Origin of the sequence: Janibacter sp. GXQ6167 (genome assembly GCF_041365945.1) — a bacterium.
GTDB lineage: Bacteria > Actinomycetota > Actinomycetes > Actinomycetales > Dermatophilaceae > JBGFSK01.
Window position 1 is genome coordinate 21,362 of sequence record NZ_JBGFSK010000012.1, and the last position, 18,854, is coordinate 40,215.

Consider the following 18,854-nt stretch of genomic DNA (forward strand, 5'->3'; position numbering starts at 1 on the left):
GGGACGAGCCCCCCGACGTTACGTACCGCTAACGCGGTGCACCGCGCTGTAACACCGACGAAACACCTGCACGTAAACGACGGAAACACCTGCAGCGCAAGGTTTTCCTCCATGAGCACAGCACTGATGCCCCTAGCGGCCGACCCACCAGAGATCGACGCGGCGGCCACCGCGTTCGTCATCATCTGCTCCTCCTTGGTGCTTTTGATGACGCCGGCGCTGGCCCTCTTCTACGGAGGGATGACGCGCGCCAAGTCCGTCCTGAACATGATGATGATGTCCTTCGGCGCCATGGGCGTCATCGGCGTCATCTATGTCCTCTACGGGTACTCGATGTCCTTCGGGTCGAGCGACCTCGGCGGGATCATCGCGAGCCCGGCCGACAACTTCGGCCTCGACGGTGTCCTCGGGACCGCCGACGGCGGGCTGCCGACGATCGTCTTCGCCGGGTTCCAGTTGACCTTCGCGATCATCACCGTCGCCTTGATCTCCGGCGCCATCGCCGACCGCGTGAAGTTCGGCACCTGGCTGGTCTTCTCCGGTCTCTGGGTCACGCTGGCGTACTTCCCGATGGCCCACATGGTCTGGGGCGGCGGCCTGCTCTCGCACTCCGCGGATGGCCTCGCCGCGAAGCTCTTCGGGACTGTTGAGGATGCCGGCGAGATGGTCGCGGCGGTCGCGCCGGTCGACTTCGCCGGTGGCACGGTCGTGCACATCAACGCCGGTGTCGCGGGCCTCGTGCTCGCCCTGATCGTCGGCAAGCGCCTCGGCTTCGGCAAGACCGCGATGCGCCCCCACAACGTCCCCCTCGTCATGCTCGGTGCCGGGCTGCTGTGGTTCGGCTGGTTTGGCTTCAACGCCGGCTCGGAGCTCGCGGCCGATGAGACCGCTGGCCTCGTCTGGGTCAACACCACCGCCGCGACCTGTGCCGCGATCCTCGGCTGGTTGCTCGTGGAGAAGATCCGCGACGGCCACGCGACCTCCATCGGTGCCGCCTCCGGTGTCGTCGCTGGCCTGGTCGCGATCACCCCGGCCTGTGCCGCCCTCTCTCCCTTCGGCTCGATCGTCCTCGGCGCCTTCGCCGGTGCCATCGCGGCTCTCGCGGTCGGCCTGAAGTTCCGCTTCGGCTTCGATGACTCCCTCGACGTCGTCGGCGTGCACCTCGCCGCCGGCCTCTGGGGCACCATCGCGATCGGTCTGCTCGCGACCGATGGCGGCCTCTTCTACGGCGGCGGCGTCCGGCTCCTCGTCGTCCAGACGGTGATCGCCCTGGTCGCAGTCCTCGTCTCCGGGGTCGTCACCGCGGTCATCGGGTTCGCCCTGAAGTACACCCTCGGCTGGAGGATCACCGACGACGAGGAGACTGTGGGCATCGACTCCGCTGAGCACGCCGAGTCCGCCTACGATCTCGTCTCTCGCGGCGGCCGGATGGGCGTCACCAGCACCGGAGCGCTGCACGACGCTCGTCACCACGACGAGACCTCTACCCCCGAAGGAGCCAACGCATGAAGCTCGTGACCGCGATCATCAAGCCCCACCAACTGGATGAGGCCAAGGAAGCCCTGGAGACCTTCGGGATCACCGGGATGACCGTCTCGGAGTCCAGCGGGTACGGACGCCAGCGCGGACACAGCGAGGTCTACCGCGGCGCGGAGTACAACGTCGACTTCGTCCCGAAGATCCGCCTCGAGGTCCTCGTCGAGGACAGCGACGCCTCCTCAGTCGTCGACGTGATCGTCTCGACCTCTCGCACCGGCCGAATCGGGGACGGGAAGGTCTGGGTGACTCCGGTCGAAGAGGTCGTGCGCGTCCGCACCGGCGAGCGCGGCGTCGACGCCCTGTAAAGAAAAAAGAACCGTCTCGACATCGCTCGGACCGGTCGGCCTGGCCGGGACGAAGGGGGAGCACATCACCCTTCGTCCCGGCCCGACCACGAACCCCGCTCTCGCCGTCATGAGGAAGGACCATCGATGAGCGCCAGCAGCACCGAAACCCACCGGGACCTGCGAGCCCAGCGCTTGGATGTCGCGGGGACCCGCGAGTTCACCCGGCCGGGTGCGGGCGAAGCCCGGCGCGCCGCGATCCGCGCGGTGACCGAGGAGTGGCTGGCCGAGCTCTTCGCCGACGCGGTCGGTCGTCGCTCGGGGGTGGCGCTGGCGGCGGTGGGAAGCCTCGGACGCGCGGACTCTGGGCCCTTGAGCGATCTCGACCTGGTCTTGCTCCATGACGGCCGCACGACCTCGGCTGAGCAGGTCGCCGCGATGGCCGACCGGATCTGGTACCCGGTGTGGGACGCCGGATTGAAGCTGGATCACAGCGTGCGGACCGCGGGGGAGTGCCGCAGAGTCGCGGCCGATGACCTCGCCGCCGCCATGGGGCTGCTCGATCTCTCGCTGATCGCGGGGGACCGGGATCTCGTCGCCGGGATTCGCTCGTCGGTGTCGCACGACTGGAGGGCCGGCGCTCGCAAACGCCTCCCGATCCTGTTGGAGGGCCTCAGTGCCCGCCACCACCGGCATGGGGAGTTGAGCCAGGACGTCGAGCCAAACCTCAAGGAGGCCCATGGTGGCCTGCGCGATGTCACGGTCCTCGCGGCCCTCACCGAGGCCTGGCTGACCGATCGCCCGCACGGCAGGGTGGAGCAGGCCGCAAGCACCCTGCTCGATGTTCGCGATGCTCTCCATGTCGTGACGGGAAGGGGGCGAGACCGCCTCCTTCGTGATGACCACGATGCCGTGGCCGCGCTGCTCGGCCACACCGACTCCGATGACCTCCTGACCCAGGTCTCGACCGCCTCTCGGACCATCGCCTGGGCGCTGGACTCGACCGTGCGCCGCGCGAGCCAGTCCCAGCGCGCTCGCACCTTGCGGGTCGGCCCCCGGCGCCCGCAGCTCAGCCCGCTCGGCTACGGCCTTTTCGCTCACGACGGCGAGGCGGTCCTCGGCTCGACCCAGCAGGTCGGGCAGGACGCGATGCTGCCCCTGCGGGCTGCTGTGGTCGCCGCGCGCTCGCGGCTGCCACTCTCTCCGCAGACTCTCAACAACCTTGCTCTCTCACCCGACCTGCCGACCCCGTGGCCGGAGGCCGCACGGACCCTCTTCGCCGACCTCCTCGCGAGCGGCCCCGGGTTGCTGGCCGTCTGGGAGGGCCTCGACCAGGTCGGGATCATCGAGCGGTGGCTCCCCGAGTGGGCGGCCGTGCGCAGCCGCCCCCAACGCAGCGCGATCCACCGTCACACCGTCGACCGGCATCTCCTCGAGGTGGTCCTCGGCGCGGTGGGACTCTCCCGCGAGGTGGCCCGACCGGACCTGCTCCTCGTCGCGGCTCTGCTCCACGACATCGGGAAGGTGTCGGGTGCGCACGACCACAGCGAGACGGGGGCGAAGATCTCCGACGTCCTGCTCCGCCGGGTCGGGTATGACGACGCGGACCGCGAGCAGGTGGTCCTCCTGGTCCGCGAGCACCTCACGCTGATGGAGACCGCGACTCGCCGTGATCTCGCCGACCCCGCCACCCTCCAGCACATCATCGACACGGTCGGCCGCGACCTGGAGACCTTCGAGCTGCTCCGTGCCCTCACGATCGCCGACGCCAAGGCTGCTGGCCCCAAGGCCTGGACCGAGTGGCGCGCCGCCCTGCTCGACACCCTGAGCAGTGGGATTCGCGAGATTCTCGGGGGCACCGCACCGGCGCTGCCGCCGCCGAGCGATCCGCAGTTGGATCCGGAGGCGCTGGCCGAAGTGGCGAGCGGATCCCCCTTCGTCACGGTGGCCGCGGCGACCGGAGGCTGGTCGGTGACCGTGCACGATGAGGACCGGATCGGCCTCTTCGCCGATACCGCCGGGCTGCTCGCGGCCTACGGACTCACCGTCCGGCGTGCCCGCCTCGCGACGGTTGACGGGGTCGCGGTCGATGAGTGGTTGGTCGAATCGCCCGGTGGTGACGCCCCCGAGCCGGCGCGGATCGTCTCGGGGCTGCGGCGCCTCGCGACCGGGGACCGCAGCGCGTTGGGTTCGCTGGAGCGCCGCCGTCGACAGCGCGCGGGCGTGCCCTCCCTGGCGGGAGCCTCGCGCGCCTTCGTGGTCCCGGGTTCGGGGACCGAGGCGAGCGTCCTGGAGGTCCGCACCCAGGACCGCCCGGGCCTGCTCCACGACCTCGGGATCGCCTTCGCGCGCCTTGGGGTCTCGGTGCGCTCGGCGCATATCTCGACCCACGCGGGGCAGACCCTCGACACCTTCTATGTGACCGAGGTCGGCGGGAAGATGCTCTCGCCAGCCAAGGTCGCCCAGGCCCTATCGACCCTGATCGACGCCTGCGACGGGGAGCCGCACCCTTAGGTCCTGACGGCCGAAGGGGGAGCACGTCGCCCGCGCCGGTACCCTTGGGCGGGTGTTCAACAGCCTCTCCGATCGCCTGACCGCGACCTTTAAGAACCTGCGCGGCAAGGGCCGCCTCAGCGAGTCCGACGTCAACAAGACGATCCGGGACATCCGCATGGCGCTGCTCGACGCCGACGTCGCCCTGCCGGTCGTGAAGGAATTCACGAGCGCGGTCCGCGAGCGGGCGCTCGGCGCGGAGGTCAGCCAGGCGCTGAACCCCGCCCAGCAGGTCATCAAGATCGTCAACGACGAGCTCGTCGAGATCCTCGGCGGCAACACCCGGACGATCTCCTTCGCGAAGAACCCGCCGACGGTGATCATGCTCGCCGGTCTGCAGGGATCGGGTAAGACGACCTTCGCGGGCAAGCTTGGCGCGTGGCTGAAGGACAAGGGGCACACCCCCCTTCTCGTCGCCGCCGACCTGCAGCGGCCCAATGCCGTTACCCAGTTGGAGGTGACCGGCGAGCGAGCCGGGGTGCCGGTTTTTGCGCCGGAGCGTGGGAACACCGGTGGCCACGACGCGGTCGGCGCGGACGGGCAGGGGACGAGGTCCTTCGGGGACCCGGTCGCGGTCTCTCGCGCCGGCGTCGAGGTCGCGCGCCGCGACCAGCACGATGTCGTGATCATCGACACCGCGGGCCGACTCGCCGTCGACGCGGACCTGATGCAGCAGGCCGCCGACATCCGCTCGGCGATCACTCCCGACGAGGTCCTCTTCGTCATCGACGCGATGATCGGTCAGGCCGCGGTCGAGACCGCTCGTGCCTTCGCCGATGGCGTCGACTTCACCGGTGTCGTGCTCTCCAAGCTCGACGGTGACGCCCGCGGTGGTGCGGCCCTGTCGGTCGCGCGGACCACCGGGCGCCCGATCATGTTCGCCTCGATCGGCGAGCAGACCAAGGACATCGAGGTCTTCCACCCGGACCGCATGGCGAGCCGGATCCTCGACATGGGCGACATCATGACGCTCATCGAGCAGGCCGAGCGCGCCTTCGAGCGGGGCCAGGCCGAGGAGATGCAGCGCAAGTTCCTCGCCGCCGAGGACTTCACCTTCGATGACTTCCTGCAGCAGATGGGCGCCATCAAGAAGATGGGCTCGCTGAAGTCGATGCTCAAGATGATGCCCGGCATGGGTCAGATGGCCGCTCAGATCGACAACTTCGATGAGCGCGAGTTCGACCGGGTCGAGGCGATGGTGCGCTCGATGACCCCCTTCGAGCGCAACCACCCCAAGCAGATCAACGGCTCGCGCCGCGCCCGGATCGCTCGCGGCTCCGGGGTCCAGGTCACCGAGGTGAACCAACTGCTGGAGCGCTTCGGCGAGGCCCAGAAGATGATGAAGCAACTCGCGAAGGGCGGCGGCATGCCTGGCATGCCGGGGATTCCCGGGATGGGTGGCGGCGCCGGACGCAAACGCCAGGGCAAGCAGGTCAAGAAGAAGGGCAAGTCCGGGAACCCGGCCAAGCGCGCGCAGCAGGAAAAGGAAATGCGCGAGCGGGCCGCTGGGCGCGGACCGGCGGGTGGCGCCTTCGGCGCTGGTGCGACGCCGGATGCCGCCGATTTTGACCCGAGCCAGTTGCCGAAGGGCTTCGAAAAGTTCCTCGGCAAGTGAGCCTCACGACCCGCACGATCGGGGAGTCCGGCCCTCGGGTCGCCTTCCTCCATGGCGTGCTCGGCCAGGGCCGGAACTGGACCGAGATCGCTAAGGACCTCGTCGCCGACCCCGGCATCCAAGCGACTCTGGTGGACCTGCCCAACCACGGCCGCTCGCCCTGGACCGAGGACTTCTCCTATGTCGCGATGGCCGACACCGTGGCCCACAAGTTGCGCGAGCTCGCGCCGGGCGAGCCGTGGGTCGTGCTCGGGCACTCGATGGGCGGCAAGGTCGCGATGATCCTCGCGCTGCGCCACCCCGACCTGGTGCGCGGCCTCGTCGTCGTCGACATTGCCCCCTTCTCTTATGGCTCCGTCGAGCGGGACTTCACGACGATCATCCGAGCTTTGCGCGGACTGGATCTCGATGAGATCAGCTCGCGCGATGACGCCGACGCCCGACTGACCGCCGCGATCCCGAACGGCGGCACGCGCGCGTTCGCACTCCAAAACCTGCGCCGCGGTCGCGAGACCCCATGGGCGTGGCAGGCCAATCTCGATCTGCTGGAGGCCAATCTCGCCGCTCTCGGCGACTGGCCGGACGACATCGCCGATCCGGGCGCGACCTACGACGGCCCCGTGCTGTGGCTGAACGGCGCGGACTCGGTCTATGTCCAGCCGAAGGTGGTCCCGGCGATGCGGGCGCTTTTCCCGGCCACCCGCACGGTGAGCGTGAAGGGGGCCGGCCACTGGGTGCACACCGATGCGCCGGAGGTCTTCGTCGCCTCCGTTAAAGCCTTCCTCGCCGCGATCTGAGGTGGCTCGCTAGGCTCGCGGCATGGGCCACGTGCTGCATGTCACAGGTCAGGTACTCCTCGGACCCGATGAGGTGGTCGACGAGTTGTGGGTCGTCGGAGGGCGGGTGACCTTCGACCGGCCAACCGGCGACCACGACGTCGAGCACGTTTCGGGGTGGGTGCTGCCGGGGTACGTCGACGCGCACTGCCACGTCGGGCTGGACCGACACGGGGCGGTCGACGCGCAGACGTCCGAGGAGCAGGCCCTCACCGACCGGGCCGCGGGAACTCTGCTGATCCGCGATGCCGGATCGCCCGCCGACACCCGCTGGATCGACGAGCGCGACGACCTGCCGAAGATCATCCGCGCCGGGCGTCACATCGCCCGGACCAAGCGGTATATCCGCAACTTCGCCCATGAGATCGAGCCCGATCAACTCGTCTCACGGGTGCGCGCCGAAGCCCGCGCCGGGGACGGCTGGGTCAAGCTCGTCGGCGACTGGATCGACCGAGAAGCCGGTGACCTCACGCCGTGCTGGCCGGTCAAGGAACTCACCGAAGCGATCGCGGCGGCGCACGAAGAGGGCGCACGCGTGACCGCCCACTGTTTCGGAGAGCAGTCCCTGGCCGACTTCGCCGAGGCCGGGACCGACTGCATCGAGCACGCGACCGGCCTGGTCCCCGAGACGGTCGACGCCTTCGCCCGGCAGGGGATCGCGATCGTCCCGACGCTGGTCAATATCGAGACCTTCCCGCAGATCGCGGCGCCCGCGCAGGAGAAGTTCCCGCGCTATCACGACCACATGCTCGACCTCCACGCGCGTCGCTTCGAAACGATCGCCGCGGCCCACGAGGCCGGGGTCCCGATCTATGTCGGGACCGACGCCGGCGGCTCCCTTCCTCACGGCCTCGTGGGGGAGGAGATTCAGCTGCTGCACCGCGCGGGCCTGACGACCCGTGAGGCGCTCGCAGCCGCGACCTGGTCGGCCCGAGAGTGGCTGGGCCGACCAGGCTTGGAGGAAGGGAGCGAAGCGGACTTCGTCGTGCTCGACGCCGACCCGCGCGATGACCTCGCGGTCGTCGCCCGCCCCCGTCACATCGTGCTGCGCGGCCGGGTCGTCGCTTGACCCTGTCCCGACCTACCGGGGGGCTGGCTCAGACTGACTTGCCGGCCAGCTCCCCTTCGGAGGCGTCGACCTGGGCATCGGCAGCGACCTCCGCGCGGTGGCCGCGCACCGCGATGCTGATGGCGGCGACCCACACGGTGACGATGAGGGCGTAGACGATCCAGCGCGTGCCGCCGGCAACCTCGAGCCAGTCGCTGCTCATGAGGGTGCGTGAGTTGGTGAGCAAGATGATCCCGCCGACCGCGGCACCGAGGACCCGGGCGGGGACGAGGCGCACCAGCCAGGCCGCGATCGGGGCAGCGACGAGCCCACCGGCGAGAAGGGCGAGGACCCAGGCGAAGTTGATTCCCTGGCTGGAGAGCGCGATGAGGAAGCCGACGCTCGCGGAGACCGAGACGAGGAACTCGCTGGTGTCGATCGAGCCGATCACCTTGCGCGGCTCCAGCCGGCCCGACGAGAGGATCGCGGGGGTCCCGACCGGACCCCAGCCGCCGCCGCCCGTCGCATCGATGAAGCCGGCAAAGAGGCCAAGCGGTGCGAGGAAACGCTTGCGGAGCGGCTGACCGAGCCGGTCACGGCGCAGCCCCGTGAAGGTGAAGCGGGTGAGGATGTAAACGCCGAGGGCGAGCAGGACGATCGCCATCACCGGCTTGGCCGTGCTGGTGTCGAGGTTCGCGAGGAAGGTCGCGCCGATGAAGGCGCCGACGGCGCCGGGCAGACCGATCTTGACGACCACGCCCCAGTCGACGTTGCCGAAGCGCCAGTGCGCCGCGCCGCTGGCCAAGGTGGTGCCGATTTCAGCGAGGTGGACGGTGGCCGACGCGAGCGCCGGGTTGGTCCCGATGAGAAGGAGCAGGGTGGTGGTGGTGACTCCGTAGGCCATGCCGAGGCTGCCGTCGACGAGCTGGGCGGCGAATCCGACGAGGGCGAGGAGAACGAGCTTGCGCATGGCGAGAACCAAACCATTACGTTGCGTTATGAGTCAAGTAACGCCACGTTATGAAACGGGCGGTTGGTTCACCGCGGTTCGATCCGCGCCGATTCGGGCTCGGAGCATGGGCTCTGGCATGATGGACGGCTGTACCCGCCCAGGCCAGGGAAACCCGTGCCTGGCTGGACGCCTACACCCGAGTGTTGTGGCTCCCCGCGTGATTCTCGCGCGGTCTTGCCCTGCTCACCACCAACAAGGAGTGACCGGCCGTGGCCGTCAAGATTCGTCTCAAGCGCATGGGCAAGATCCGTGCACCGTTCTACCGCGTCGTCGTGATGGACTCGCGCACCAAGCGCGATGGTCGCGCGATCGAAGAGATCGGCAAGTACCACCCCACCGAGGAGCCCTCGGTGATCGACATCGACATGGAGCGCGCCAAGTACTGGATCTCCAACGGTGCCCAGCCGACCGAGGCCGTGGCCCGACTGCTCGAGATCCTCGAGAGCGGCAACCTCAAGGTCAAGGACGCCAAGCCGAGCAAGCGTGAGCTCTACGAAGCCGCGCTCGCCGCCTCCGGCAAGGAGGGCGCCGACGCCGAGGCCGTGACCGCCAAGAAGAAGGCGCCGAAGAAGCAGGCCGAGGAGACCCCCGCCGAGACTCCGGCCGACGAGGCCCCCGCCGAGGACCAGGCCTAAACCATGCCCGACGAGGCCCTAGAGGAAGCGCTAGAGCACCTGGTCGGCGGCATTGTCGAGCACAAGGACGATGTCGTGGTGCGGCACAAGAATCTGCGCCGCGGCAGCATCCTCGAGGTGCGCGTCCACCCGGATGACCTCGGCCGTGTGATCGGCCGTTCGGGCCGTACGGCGAGCGCGCTGCGCACCGTGATGGGCGCCCTCTCCGGGGGCGAGAACGTCCGGATCGACATCGTCGACACCGATCGCGTTCGCTAAGCACCACGCAGTAACAAGGGAAGGGCCCTACGCCGACTGGCGTAGGGCCCTTCCCTTTTTGGCCACCTCATTCGGCGCCGTGATGGTTGTCGCTAGTGGAAGGGTGCGTCTCCTCCGGGCTTAGCGGGGGTCCCTTGGCGTGTGCCTCGAAGGACGCGCCGGCGATGATGCTGAGCGCTGTGGCACTGGCCGCCTTCGCTTCATCGCTGACCGGCTCCACCCGGTGGCTGGGCTGGGCGGCCATCAGAGCAGGCCGGTGTATTGGTTCCAGCCGGCGCCGTAGGTGCGGTAGGTGGGGCTGATGGGTTGGTTGGTGTTGTTTTGCCCGTTGTAGATGCGCAGGGTGTGGCTGGCGTCGTTGGTGACGGCGGCGAGGTCGGGGTAGCCGTCCTTGTTGAAGTCGGCGAGTCCGGTGACGTTGTTGAAGCCGTGCCAGCCGGTGGCGATGGTGGTTGTGTAGGCGAGGGTGGATTGGCCGGTTCCGGCGTAGAGGAGGAGGTCGCCGGTGTTTCGGTCGATGGCGAGGACATCGGGTTTGCCGTCGCGGGTGAGGTCGCCGGTGGTGACGATTTCTTTGAAGCGGTTCCAGCCGGCGGCGATGCGGGCTTTGCCGGTGATGGTGGGGGTTGCGCCGGGGGTGGAGGTCACGGTGTAGAGGTATAGGTCTCCGCCGGGGGTGGCGCCGAGGATGTCGGGTTGGCCGTCGCCGGTGAGGTCGCCGGGGGCGGCGAGTTGGGTGAATTGGTTCCAGCCGCTGGTGTTGGGGATGGTGACGGCGGCGTTGGGGATGGCGTTGGTGCCTTTGTAGAACTTCAAGGTGCCGTCGGTTTTGCTGCGGGCGATGAGGTCTTGTTTGCCGTCGCGGTTGTAGTCGGCGCGGAGGAGGGCGTTGAACTGGGACCAGCCGCCGCCCCAGGTGGAGGCGGTGGTGGTGGATCCGGTGCCGGTGCCGGGGTAGACGGTGATGGCCCCGCCGCTGCGGGTGGGGTTGTAGCCGACGATGTCGGACTTGCCGTCACCGGTGAAGTCGCCGTATCCCGAGATCAATGCTGCGCTCATCGCCGGAACACTCGGCTGCGGAGCGCTCCAGGTCATCTTCTTGTAACGGACACCGATGTACTTCCGCCAGTACGACGACTGCAGATCGCCCGTGCCCTTGACTGTGCCGACGCGTGGGTTGGACTCCGAGTAGTACACGAAATACCGGTGTTGACCGGCGTCGTTGGGGGCCCAACCGCCGAACAGGACAATGTGGCTTTTCTCCCAGGGTGAACTCACATTGAAGTTGAGCGCGTCGCCCGGACGCAGCGCGGTCGGGGGGACCTGTTGGAGCTGGCTGCGCAGGTACGCGGTGTCGGCAAATCGAGGGTCGAGATTGTGTGCCACCAAGGAACTCGGAAGCCCCCAGGCCATCGACACGTACCCCGAGCAGTCCTCGCGGTACCGGCCGTATTGGTTGCGCCAGCACAAGCTCTGGTTGTAGTTGACCCGCCGGGCGACGACTGGGGGAAGCCACGACTGGGCCCGCGTGATCGCCTGTTCGCCGGTGACGGTCGCGAGATTGGTCCCTGATTGTCCGCAGTACCTGACCGAGATCTCGTCGGCGCTGGCCTGAGGGGCGGTCGCGATCGAGGCGGTGACGAGGACGCCGGCGGCGGCGAGGGCGAAAGACACTGAGCGTCGGATCTGCATGGCGCTGCTCCTTGCTGACGGCTACGGCCCGAATCCAAAGTTCGGATAACCGCACTCTGCGGAGCGAGCAGTTGCCAGCAAAAGAGAAAATCGTGGGTACTACTGGCCTGGCAGCGAGTGGCCGACGCCTACCGCGCAGTGTCCACTAGGAGCCGCGGGTGAGATCGACCCACCCGGTGCTGGAGGCGAGGTACCCGGCCTGGAAACGGCTCTCGGCGTTCAGCTCGTCGGCGAGGGCCGAGATAATCCGCCGCACTGTCCTGACCGAAATCCCCAGCTTCCGAGCGACCGACTCATCCTTCAACCCCTTCGCCAGAAGGGTCGCCACCTGACGCATGCGGGCCTCGGTAAAGACCCCGTCCCCGGGTGTATTCGTGGTCCCGAAGGGGGTCGCCGTGCTCCAGAGTTCTTCGAAGAGGGCGAGGATCGGGGCGACCAGCGAATCGCCGTGCAAGACATAGGCGCCGGTCGATCCGTCTGCTCCGCGGGCGGGGATCAATGCGTGCTCACGATCGAAGATGAGACACAGCTGCGGGATGGCCGGCAGAAGCCGCACCGAGTGCCCGAGCGTGAGCAGCGTCGAGAGGTAGTCGTCCCAGTGCGCCGGTCCTAGCGACTCAAGCGAGACGATCATCCGCTGGTCGAGGCCGCGCTCTGCGGCGCTGCGCTCGAGGGGGAGCGCAGCGCGCACCGCGGCCTCCGAGACCGCCGCTCCGGGGTGGGTAGACCACACGCTGTGCGTCGCTGCTGCCGAGAGTTGGTAGATCCGCGAGCGGACCAAGGGCGAGTCGATGAGGTATTCGACGTCAGATCCGACGCCGCTGCGACGTTGCGTCACATAGTCATTGACGAGTTCGGGGAGTTCATCGCGAGCGGCGTAGAGAGCGGCCCGTTGGGCTTCCAACCGCGCCTCCTCGCGCGCGATCAAGACCTCGAAGGCTTGTTCTGGTGGGAGGGAGTAGTGGCCGGTCGGCGTCGTCGCTCGTTGCCCGACCACCCCGGCCTCGTCCAGGTCGGCCAGCGATTGGCGAACCTCGGGCACGTCCGCCCCGCTCGCGGCCGCTAACTCTTCAATTCGTGCTTCGGGGACGAGGAGCAGATGCCGGTACACACGCTCGTGCCCGGCGGATAGACCGAACCGATCGAACACCCCGTAATCCCCACACCCCTGGCCTAAAACGGACTTTCCACAGTATGCCAGGAAGACCTCTTCGAATGCCCCTAGGAATGGGGCAATGATCGATTCAGTCGCCTTCGGTAAAACGCGACACCGGACCTCATAGATGGAACAGACCATGAAAAGAATGGGCCGCACCGCCGCCACCGTGATCACCGCCTTCGCTCTGGCTTCCGGGATGGGAGTTGCCGTCATGGCCGTCCCCTCGGCGCCGACGTCAGGCGCCACCGTCGCGACCGGGGACCACGTGTGGCCCGATGTGTACAAGCCGCGCAAGGCGCACTGCACGAAGCACGCGAAGCGGTGCGTCCGCCACGCGTCGGCGTCGGCCTGACCTCAGGTGTAAACCTTTGGTTGACATTCGCCGGCGAAGGGGGCCGCGCTGGGGTTATGCCCAACATCGCCTGGACGCTCGGGATTGCCGCCCTCATGACGATCGCCGTGGGGGTGATCAGTGGAGGTGGTACCGCCTTCTTGGTGGGCGCACTCCTCGCGCTTGTCTTGTGGGTCATCCTCTTCTTCGCGAACTACGCGCGCCCGGAGGGTGAGCGCGGGGTCGATGCTCGCGCCTATCTCGTCGCGGCGGTGATCACCGTGGCGCTCGGGGCGATCCTCGTCTCGATGACCGACGTGATTACCTTCTGGCCCGTGGGGGCGATCATCGCCGGCGCGGTCGTCGGTGGCGGCTCGGTCGCCGTCGCCAAGAAGGAGTGAGCGGTGAGAGCCTCGCGGCGGTCCAAGCCGCCGCTCGCTCCCTCGAGGCCGCTCGCGCCGCGCTGCAGCAGGCCGTGGATGAGGCCCGCGACGCCGGGGAGTCGTGGGCCGCGATCGGTGCGGCTCTCGGCACATCGCGCCAGGCGGCCTTTAAACGGTTTGGCCGCCCCCGCGATCCCCGCTCGGGCGAAGCCATGACGCGCCGTACCGCCGAGGCCCTGGTCGCGATCACCGAGCGGGTCTTCCAGCTGATCGCCGCCGGCGACGACGCTTCTCTGCGGCCGCTGATCCGTGAGGACGCCGCCGCGACCCTGACCGCCGAACTCATCGCGCGGACCTGGGCCGATGTCGTAGCCGCCACCGGGGAGTTCGAGCGTTGCGAAGCGACTCGGGTCGAAACCTCTGATGGGGCCGTCTTGGCCGACGAAGACGATGTGGTGGGCAGCGCCATCGGAGCGACCACGGTGGTGTGCGAGGCCGGGCAGTGGTCGGGCCGGGTCGCCTTCGATGCCGATGACCAGATCACCGGCCTGCTGATCCTGCCACCCGGCGCCGCTTCCCCCTTCTGACCGGCTGGCCGATCTGCCCCGTGGCATACGGTTAGGCCCATGACCTCCAGCGCGCCCGGCCACGTCGTCGCCCGAATTGGCAAGCCGCACGCCTTGCGCGGGGAGGTGACGGTCCAGGTCCACACCGACGACCCCGAGGGGCGATTCGTCGTCGGCGCCACCTTCCCGACGCGCGCCGAGGCCGGATCCGGCGTGCCGCGCGAACTCACCCTCGCGAGCGTGCGGGTGCACCGGGGGATCTGGTTGCTGGGCTTCGAGGGCATCCCCGACCGCACCGGCGCCGAGGGCCTGCGGGGCACGCGGCTGCTTGCTCCCGAGGAGTCCGAAGGGGGCGAAGGTGACGCCTGGTACGAAGAGGACCTCGTGGGCCTTGCTGCGCAGAGCCCGGATGGGGAGCACCTGGGCGAGATCGTTGCGCTCGAACTCGGCCCGGCCCAGGACCGGCTCGTCGTGCGCCTCGCGAGTGGGCGGGAGGCCTTGGTCCCGCTCGTCGAGCAACTGGTGCCGACGGTCGACGTCGAGCAGGGGCACGTGGTGATCGACGCGCCTCCCGGTCTGCTCGATCTCGGGCAGTAAAGGCGTGTCGATGCGCCTCGACGTGATCTCGATCTTCCCCGATTACCTTGCGCCCCTAGATCTTTCGCTCATTGGCAAGGCTCGCCGCGAAGGCCTCGTGGACCTGCGGATCCACGACCTGCGCGACTTCACCCACGATCGCCACCGCACGGTTGACGACACCCCCTTCGGTGGCGGCGCGGGCATGGTCATGAAGGCTCAGCCGTGGAGCGAAGCCCTGACTGCCCTTGTCGATTCGGCCGATGAGGCCAGTGGTGCGGCACCGATCCTGATCGTCCCCGGGCCGGGTGGTCAGCCCTTCGACCAGGCGACCGCACGCGAACTCGCGGAGGCTCCCTGGCTCGCGTTCGCGTGCGGGCGGTATGAGGGGATCGACGAACGGGTTTACGAGTGGGCGGCCGAGCGCATGGAGGTGCGCGTCCTTTCCCTCGGCGACTATGTCTTAAACGGCGGCGAGGTCGCGGCGCTGGCCATGACCGAGGCGATCGTGCGGCTCCTACCGGGGGTCGTCGGGAACGCCGAGTCACTCGTCGAGGAGTCCCACGAAGGGGGCCTACTCGAGTACCCGATCTACACCAAGCCCTCGACCTGGGACGGGCGCCCGGTGCCGGAGGTCCTGCTCGGCGGGAACCACGCGGCGATCGCCGAATGGCGCCACCAGCAACGGCTTACTCGCACCGCCGCCCGTCGACCCGATTTGCTGCACGCGGCACAGGCGGCCCAGGCGCTTGGCGATCTCACGCTCAACGACGCCACCGCGGGGGATGTGGCCGAACTGGTCGTCCTCACCCGAGCGTGCTGGTTGCCGGAGGGCTACGCGGCGGGGGAGACGATCCCTCCCCTTGTCGACGGCCCCGAAGAGGTCGCCGCCAGCCTCACCGCCTGGCGGACCCTCGTCGCTCGGATCGACGGGCGCATGGTCGCCTCCGTCCGTGGCCGGCTGCTGCCGGGCGATGACACGGTCTGGGAGACCGGTCGCATCATGGTGGCGCCCGACCTTCAGGGCACGGGGATCGCCGCCGAGCTCCTCGCGCTCGCCGAGACCTGGGCGCCGGCAAGCGTGACGACCTTCACCCTGGACACCTGGGAAGGCAACGCGCGCGCCCTTCGTCTCTACAAAAAAGCTGGCTACCGGATCCGGGGGCGCGGGAGCCATCCTCAACTCGTCGTCCTCACCAAGCGGCGGCGCTGATTTCGCCCGGAGTGCTCGCCTCTGGCAGACTGTGACGTCGCGCCTTATTCCTTTTCGCCCCCGCCACAGGGGGAGTGCACGGCCACGTAGCCGATCTGCATGCGGCGGACGGGCGCGATCAGTACAGACGATCACGAATACTCGCGGGCGACCTGTGGCGCCGGCAAGAAAGCGAATCTGCCATGCAGCGTTTCGATGAGCTCGACTCTGCCTCGATGAAGTCCGACCTTCCCGACTTCCGCGCCGGGGACACGGTCAAGGTCCACGTCAAGGTCATCGAGGGCTCGCGCTCTCGTATCCAGGTCTTCCAGGGCGTCGTGATCCGTCGCCACGGCGGCGGCATCGGTGAGACCTTCACCGTCCGCAAGATCTCCTTCGGTGTTGGCGTCGAGCGGACCTTCCCGCTCCACTCGCCGAACATCGACAAGATCGAGGTCGCCACCCGCGGTGACGTCCGTCGCGCCAAGCTGTACTACCTGCGCAACCTGCGCGGCAAGGCCGCTCGCATCCGCGAGCGCCGTGAGACGCCGGCGAACTGACGCAGGCACCTCCCAGCAGCAGCGTTTAATCTGACGCAGGTGACGCCCGATCAGCACGAGACGACCCCCGATGAGGGGGTCGTCTCGCGTCGGTCATGGGGGATGAGCGGACGACGCGTCCTCGGGCTGATCGCGCTCGCGGTCGTCTTGGCGATGCTGCTGCAGGCCTTCGTGGCCCAGACCTTCTTCGTCCCGAGCGACTCGATGGCGCCGACAGTGCGTCCCGGTGATCGCGTCGTGGTGACCAAGCTCGGTGCCGACTCGGTGGATCGCGGTGACGTGATTGTCTTCGACGGCACGCGGACCTTCGCGCCCGCGAGCCGCGATCCGCACGAGTCCGATGGCCTGATCGGCCGGGTCCTTTCTGGGCTATCGGGCGCTGTCGGGATCGACCTGGGCGAACAGGACTACCTCAAGCGCGTGGTCGCGGTTGGTGGGGACCGCGTTTCGTGCACACCCGAAGGGGGCCTCGTCGTTGACGGGAAGGCGGTCGCCGAGCCGTACCTGCCGGAGGGGACCGCGGCCTGCGATTCCCCCTTCGACCTCGCGGTGCCGACCGGGCGGCTCTTCGTCCTCGGTGATAACCGCGCTCACTCCTCAGACTCCCGCGCCCACCTCGGCGCTCCAGGCGGCGGGATGATCCCGCTCGATGACGTCATCGGCCACGTCTCCTGGCGTTACTGGCCGCTTACCGACCTGGGAGGCTTGTAAAGCCATGGCGCGCACCCCTGACGCCGATTCCGCCCGCTCGGAATCGCTTTCCGATCGTGCGGCCGAGCGCGAAACCGTGAACCCGACGCCGGAGCGTAGTTTCGGCGCCTCCGTCGCGGCCGGCGTCCGCGAGATCATCATCGTCATCGCGATGGCACTCACCCTGTCCTTCGTGGTGAAGACCTTCCTCGTGCAGGCCTTCTTCATTCCGAGCCCGTCGATGCAGGCCACCTTGATGGAAGGGGACCGCGTGATCGTCTCGAAGCTGACGCCGCGGGTCTTCGATCTCGAGCGAGGCGACGTGATCGTGTTCGCCGATCCCGGTCAGTGGCTCGAAGAGACCGAGCCGGTCAACCGCGGAGCCTTCCTCAATGGGGTTCGTGACGGCCTCGTCTTCGTGGGGCTGCTACCCGACACCTCCGAGGGCCACCTGATCAAGCGCATCATTGGGATGCCGGGCGACAAGGTCGAGTGCTGCGATGCCAACGGGCGCCTCACCGTCAACGGCGTCGCGATCGACGAGGCCTACGTCAAGCCCGGTCAGGAGCCGAGCGAGAAGCCCTTCGCGATCGTGGTGCCCGAAGGGCGGGTGTGGGTGATGGGCGATAACCGCGGCGACTCCTCGGATTCGCGCTATCACGACGCGCCCCTCGAAAACGGCACCAATGGTTCGGTCCCGATCGACCTCGTCGTGGGGAAGGCCAAGGCCGTGGTCTGGCCGATGAACCGCATGGGCGGACTCACCGACTACGACGCGGTCTTTACCCATGTGCCGCGAGCCTCGAGCGCGCGATCGGTCGCGACCCCACCGGTATCCGCCGGATCGTGACTCCTCGACGGCCGAGCCTTCGCCTCGAGCGAGAGTTCCAACGCGCCGGTCATCTCGTGATCGCCGGGATGGATGAGGTGGGGCGGGGGGCTCTCGCCGGGCCGGTGTCCGTTGGGGTATGTGTCATCGACCCCAGCGTGCGGACCGCTCCGATGGGGGTGCGTGACTCCAAGCTGATGACCGCTGCCGCGCGCACCGCGATGGTGCCGCGCCTCCACCGCTGGGCCGTCGCCTACGCCGTGGGGCATGCCTCGCCGAGCGAGATCGATGAGGTGGGCATCATTGCCGCCCTTCGCCTCGCCGGGCGTCGCGCGCTCGCGGCCTGCGGCGTGCGGCCCGACCTCGTGATCCTGGACGGTCATCATGACTGGCTGACCGACCCCGGCGAGGTGGGCCTCTTCGCCGAACTCGTCGATGAGGCCGTGCCGCCGGTCACCACGGTGATCAAGGCCGACATGCGCTGCTCCTCGGTCGCGGCGGCGAGCGTGCTTGCCAAGGTCGAGCGGGACGCGATCATGGTCCGCCTCGATCCGGAGCACCCCGAGTACGGCTGGGCCGGCAACAAGGGGTACGCAGCCGCCGAGCACCTCGCTGCGCTAACGGCGAAGGGGGCGAGCGTGCACCACCGGCGGTCCTGGCGGCTGCCGGGTGCTGTCGCGAATGCCCCGGTGTTGCATGATGAGCAGGACGTGCGGGGAACTCCCGAACCGGTGAGCGATCAGGAAGCAGGGCGATGAGCGCCGAGGACCTGGAGAAGTACGAGACCGAGATGGAGCTTGCGCTCTACCGGGAGTACCGCGATGTCGTCCACCTCTTTAGTCACGTCGTCGAGACCGAGCGCCGGTTTTACCTCGCGAACTCGGTGGACGTGCGGGCCCGGCAGGATTCCGGCGAGGTGTATTTCGAGGTCACCATGGAGGACGCCTGGGTGTGGGATATCTACCGCCCGGCTCGGTTCGCTAAGAACGTCAAGGTCGTGACGTTTAAAGACGTCAACGTCGAAGAACTCGCGAAATCCGATATCGAACTGCCCAAGGAGGGCTTCCGCCCCCGCTGACCGTCTCGTCCACCGCGG

At 68.4% G+C, this 18,854-nt stretch carries 21 protein-coding genes; 18 read left to right on the forward strand and 3 right to left on the reverse strand.

Features of this window, described 5'->3' with window-relative positions:
- The first annotated feature begins 111 nt into the window (after nt 1-111).
- The 6 genes from AB8K43_RS14455 to AB8K43_RS14480 all read left to right on the forward strand — a co-directional run bounded on the left by AB8K43_RS14455 (nt 112) and on the right by AB8K43_RS14480 (nt 7,896).
- Nucleotides 112-1,509: an ammonium transporter gene (locus tag AB8K43_RS14455; protein WP_370894914.1), complete on the forward strand. Its 1,398-nt coding sequence runs from the start codon at nt 112-114 to the stop codon at nt 1,507-1,509.
- The gene (locus tag AB8K43_RS14460; protein WP_370894916.1) at nt 1,506-1,844 is read left to right on the forward strand and encodes a P-II family nitrogen regulator; all 339 of its coding nucleotides are present in this window, start codon (nt 1,506-1,508) and stop codon (nt 1,842-1,844) included. Before AB8K43_RS14455 ends, AB8K43_RS14460 begins: the two co-directional genes overlap by 4 nt.
- Nucleotides 1,845-1,970: 126 nt before the next feature.
- The gene (locus tag AB8K43_RS14465) at nt 1,971-4,337 is read left to right on the forward strand and encodes a [protein-PII] uridylyltransferase (RefSeq protein WP_370894918.1); all 2,367 of its coding nucleotides are present in this window, start codon (nt 1,971-1,973) and stop codon (nt 4,335-4,337) included.
- A gap of 52 nt (nt 4,338-4,389) precedes the next feature.
- Nucleotides 4,390-5,991: a signal recognition particle protein gene (gene ffh, locus AB8K43_RS14470; RefSeq protein ID WP_370894919.1), complete on the forward strand. Its 1,602-nt coding sequence runs from the start codon at nt 4,390-4,392 to the stop codon at nt 5,989-5,991.
- On the forward strand, nt 5,988-6,788 hold the full coding sequence (locus tag AB8K43_RS14475) for an alpha/beta fold hydrolase (protein WP_370894920.1): 801 nt from the start codon (nt 5,988-5,990) through the stop codon (nt 6,786-6,788). Before ffh ends, AB8K43_RS14475 begins: the two co-directional genes overlap by 4 nt.
- Nucleotides 6,789-6,810: 22 nt before the next feature.
- The gene (locus tag AB8K43_RS14480) at nt 6,811-7,896 is read left to right on the forward strand and encodes an amidohydrolase family protein (RefSeq protein ID WP_370894921.1); all 1,086 of its coding nucleotides are present in this window, start codon (nt 6,811-6,813) and stop codon (nt 7,894-7,896) included.
- A gap of 28 nt (nt 7,897-7,924) precedes the next feature.
- Here the strand turns inward: AB8K43_RS14480 and AB8K43_RS14485 are convergent, their stop codons facing one another.
- Nucleotides 7,925-8,845 carry a sulfite exporter TauE/SafE family protein gene (locus AB8K43_RS14485; RefSeq protein ID WP_370894922.1) on the reverse strand — a complete coding sequence of 307 codons (921 nt, stop codon included), beginning with the start codon at nt 8,843-8,845 and terminating at the stop codon, nt 7,925-7,927.
- Nucleotides 8,846-9,096: 251 nt separating this feature from the next.
- Between AB8K43_RS14485 and rpsP the strand changes: the two genes are divergently transcribed.
- Together rpsP and AB8K43_RS14495 are read left to right on the forward strand one after the other, a co-directional pair.
- Nucleotides 9,097-9,522 (forward strand): 30S ribosomal protein S16, encoded by a 426-nt coding sequence (gene rpsP, locus AB8K43_RS14490; RefSeq protein WP_370894923.1) that lies wholly within the window; start codon nt 9,097-9,099, stop codon nt 9,520-9,522.
- A gap of 3 nt (nt 9,523-9,525) precedes the next feature.
- Complete coding sequence (locus AB8K43_RS14495) at nt 9,526-9,780, forward strand: RNA-binding protein (protein WP_370894924.1); 255 nt, start codon at nt 9,526-9,528, stop codon at nt 9,778-9,780.
- A gap of 243 nt (nt 9,781-10,023) precedes the next feature.
- Here AB8K43_RS14495 and AB8K43_RS14500 read toward each other — a convergent pair whose 3' ends face one another.
- Together AB8K43_RS14500 and AB8K43_RS14505 are read right to left on the reverse strand one after the other, a co-directional pair.
- Entirely contained in the window at nt 10,024-11,472 is a 1,449-nt protein-coding gene (locus AB8K43_RS14500; protein WP_370894926.1) for an FG-GAP repeat domain-containing protein, read from the reverse strand.
- 145 nt (nt 11,473-11,617) lie between these two features.
- Nucleotides 11,618-12,622 (reverse strand): helix-turn-helix domain-containing protein, encoded by a 1,005-nt coding sequence (locus AB8K43_RS14505; RefSeq protein ID WP_370894927.1) that lies wholly within the window; start codon nt 12,620-12,622, stop codon nt 11,618-11,620.
- 154 nt (nt 12,623-12,776) lie between these two features.
- Here AB8K43_RS14505 and AB8K43_RS14510 point away from each other — a divergent pair, with 154 nt between their 5' ends.
- The 10 genes from AB8K43_RS14510 to AB8K43_RS14555 all read left to right on the forward strand — a co-directional run bounded on the left by AB8K43_RS14510 (nt 12,777) and on the right by AB8K43_RS14555 (nt 18,836).
- Nucleotides 12,777-12,983, forward strand: coding sequence for a hypothetical protein (locus tag AB8K43_RS14510; RefSeq protein WP_370894928.1), 207 nt, complete (start codon nt 12,777-12,779; stop codon nt 12,981-12,983).
- 56 nt (nt 12,984-13,039) lie between these two features.
- Entirely contained in the window at nt 13,040-13,363 is a 324-nt protein-coding gene (locus tag AB8K43_RS14515) for a hypothetical protein (RefSeq protein ID WP_370894929.1), read from the forward strand.
- Nucleotides 13,360-13,932, forward strand: coding sequence for a hypothetical protein (locus AB8K43_RS14520; protein ID WP_370894930.1), 573 nt, complete (start codon nt 13,360-13,362; stop codon nt 13,930-13,932). The genes AB8K43_RS14515 and AB8K43_RS14520 overlap by 4 nt, the downstream gene beginning before the upstream one ends.
- A gap of 39 nt (nt 13,933-13,971) precedes the next feature.
- On the forward strand, nt 13,972-14,508 hold the full coding sequence (gene rimM / locus AB8K43_RS14525; RefSeq protein WP_370894931.1) for a ribosome maturation factor RimM: 537 nt from the start codon (nt 13,972-13,974) through the stop codon (nt 14,506-14,508).
- Between the two features lie 10 nt (nt 14,509-14,518).
- Nucleotides 14,519-15,700: a tRNA (guanosine(37)-N1)-methyltransferase TrmD gene (trmD, locus tag AB8K43_RS14530; RefSeq protein WP_370894932.1), complete on the forward strand. Its 1,182-nt coding sequence runs from the start codon at nt 14,519-14,521 to the stop codon at nt 15,698-15,700.
- A 182-nt stretch (nt 15,701-15,882) separates the two neighbouring features.
- Complete coding sequence (gene rplS / locus AB8K43_RS14535; RefSeq protein WP_370894933.1) at nt 15,883-16,239, forward strand: 50S ribosomal protein L19; 357 nt, start codon at nt 15,883-15,885, stop codon at nt 16,237-16,239.
- 39 nt (nt 16,240-16,278) lie between these two features.
- Entirely contained in the window at nt 16,279-16,950 is a 672-nt protein-coding gene (gene lepB / locus AB8K43_RS14540) for a signal peptidase I (RefSeq protein ID WP_370894934.1), read from the forward strand.
- Nucleotides 16,951-16,954: 4 nt separating this feature from the next.
- Nucleotides 16,955-17,779 (forward strand): signal peptidase I, encoded by an 825-nt coding sequence (gene lepB / locus AB8K43_RS14545; RefSeq protein WP_370894935.1) that lies wholly within the window; start codon nt 16,955-16,957, stop codon nt 17,777-17,779.
- Nucleotides 17,776-18,516, forward strand: coding sequence for a ribonuclease HII (locus AB8K43_RS14550; protein ID WP_370894936.1), 741 nt, complete (start codon nt 17,776-17,778; stop codon nt 18,514-18,516). The genes lepB (AB8K43_RS14545) and AB8K43_RS14550 overlap by 4 nt, the downstream gene beginning before the upstream one ends.
- Nucleotides 18,513-18,836 carry a DUF2469 domain-containing protein gene (locus AB8K43_RS14555; RefSeq protein WP_370894937.1) on the forward strand — a complete coding sequence of 108 codons (324 nt, stop codon included), beginning with the start codon at nt 18,513-18,515 and terminating at the stop codon, nt 18,834-18,836. The genes AB8K43_RS14550 and AB8K43_RS14555 overlap by 4 nt, the downstream gene beginning before the upstream one ends.
- Nucleotides 18,837-18,854: the final 18 nt, after the last annotated feature.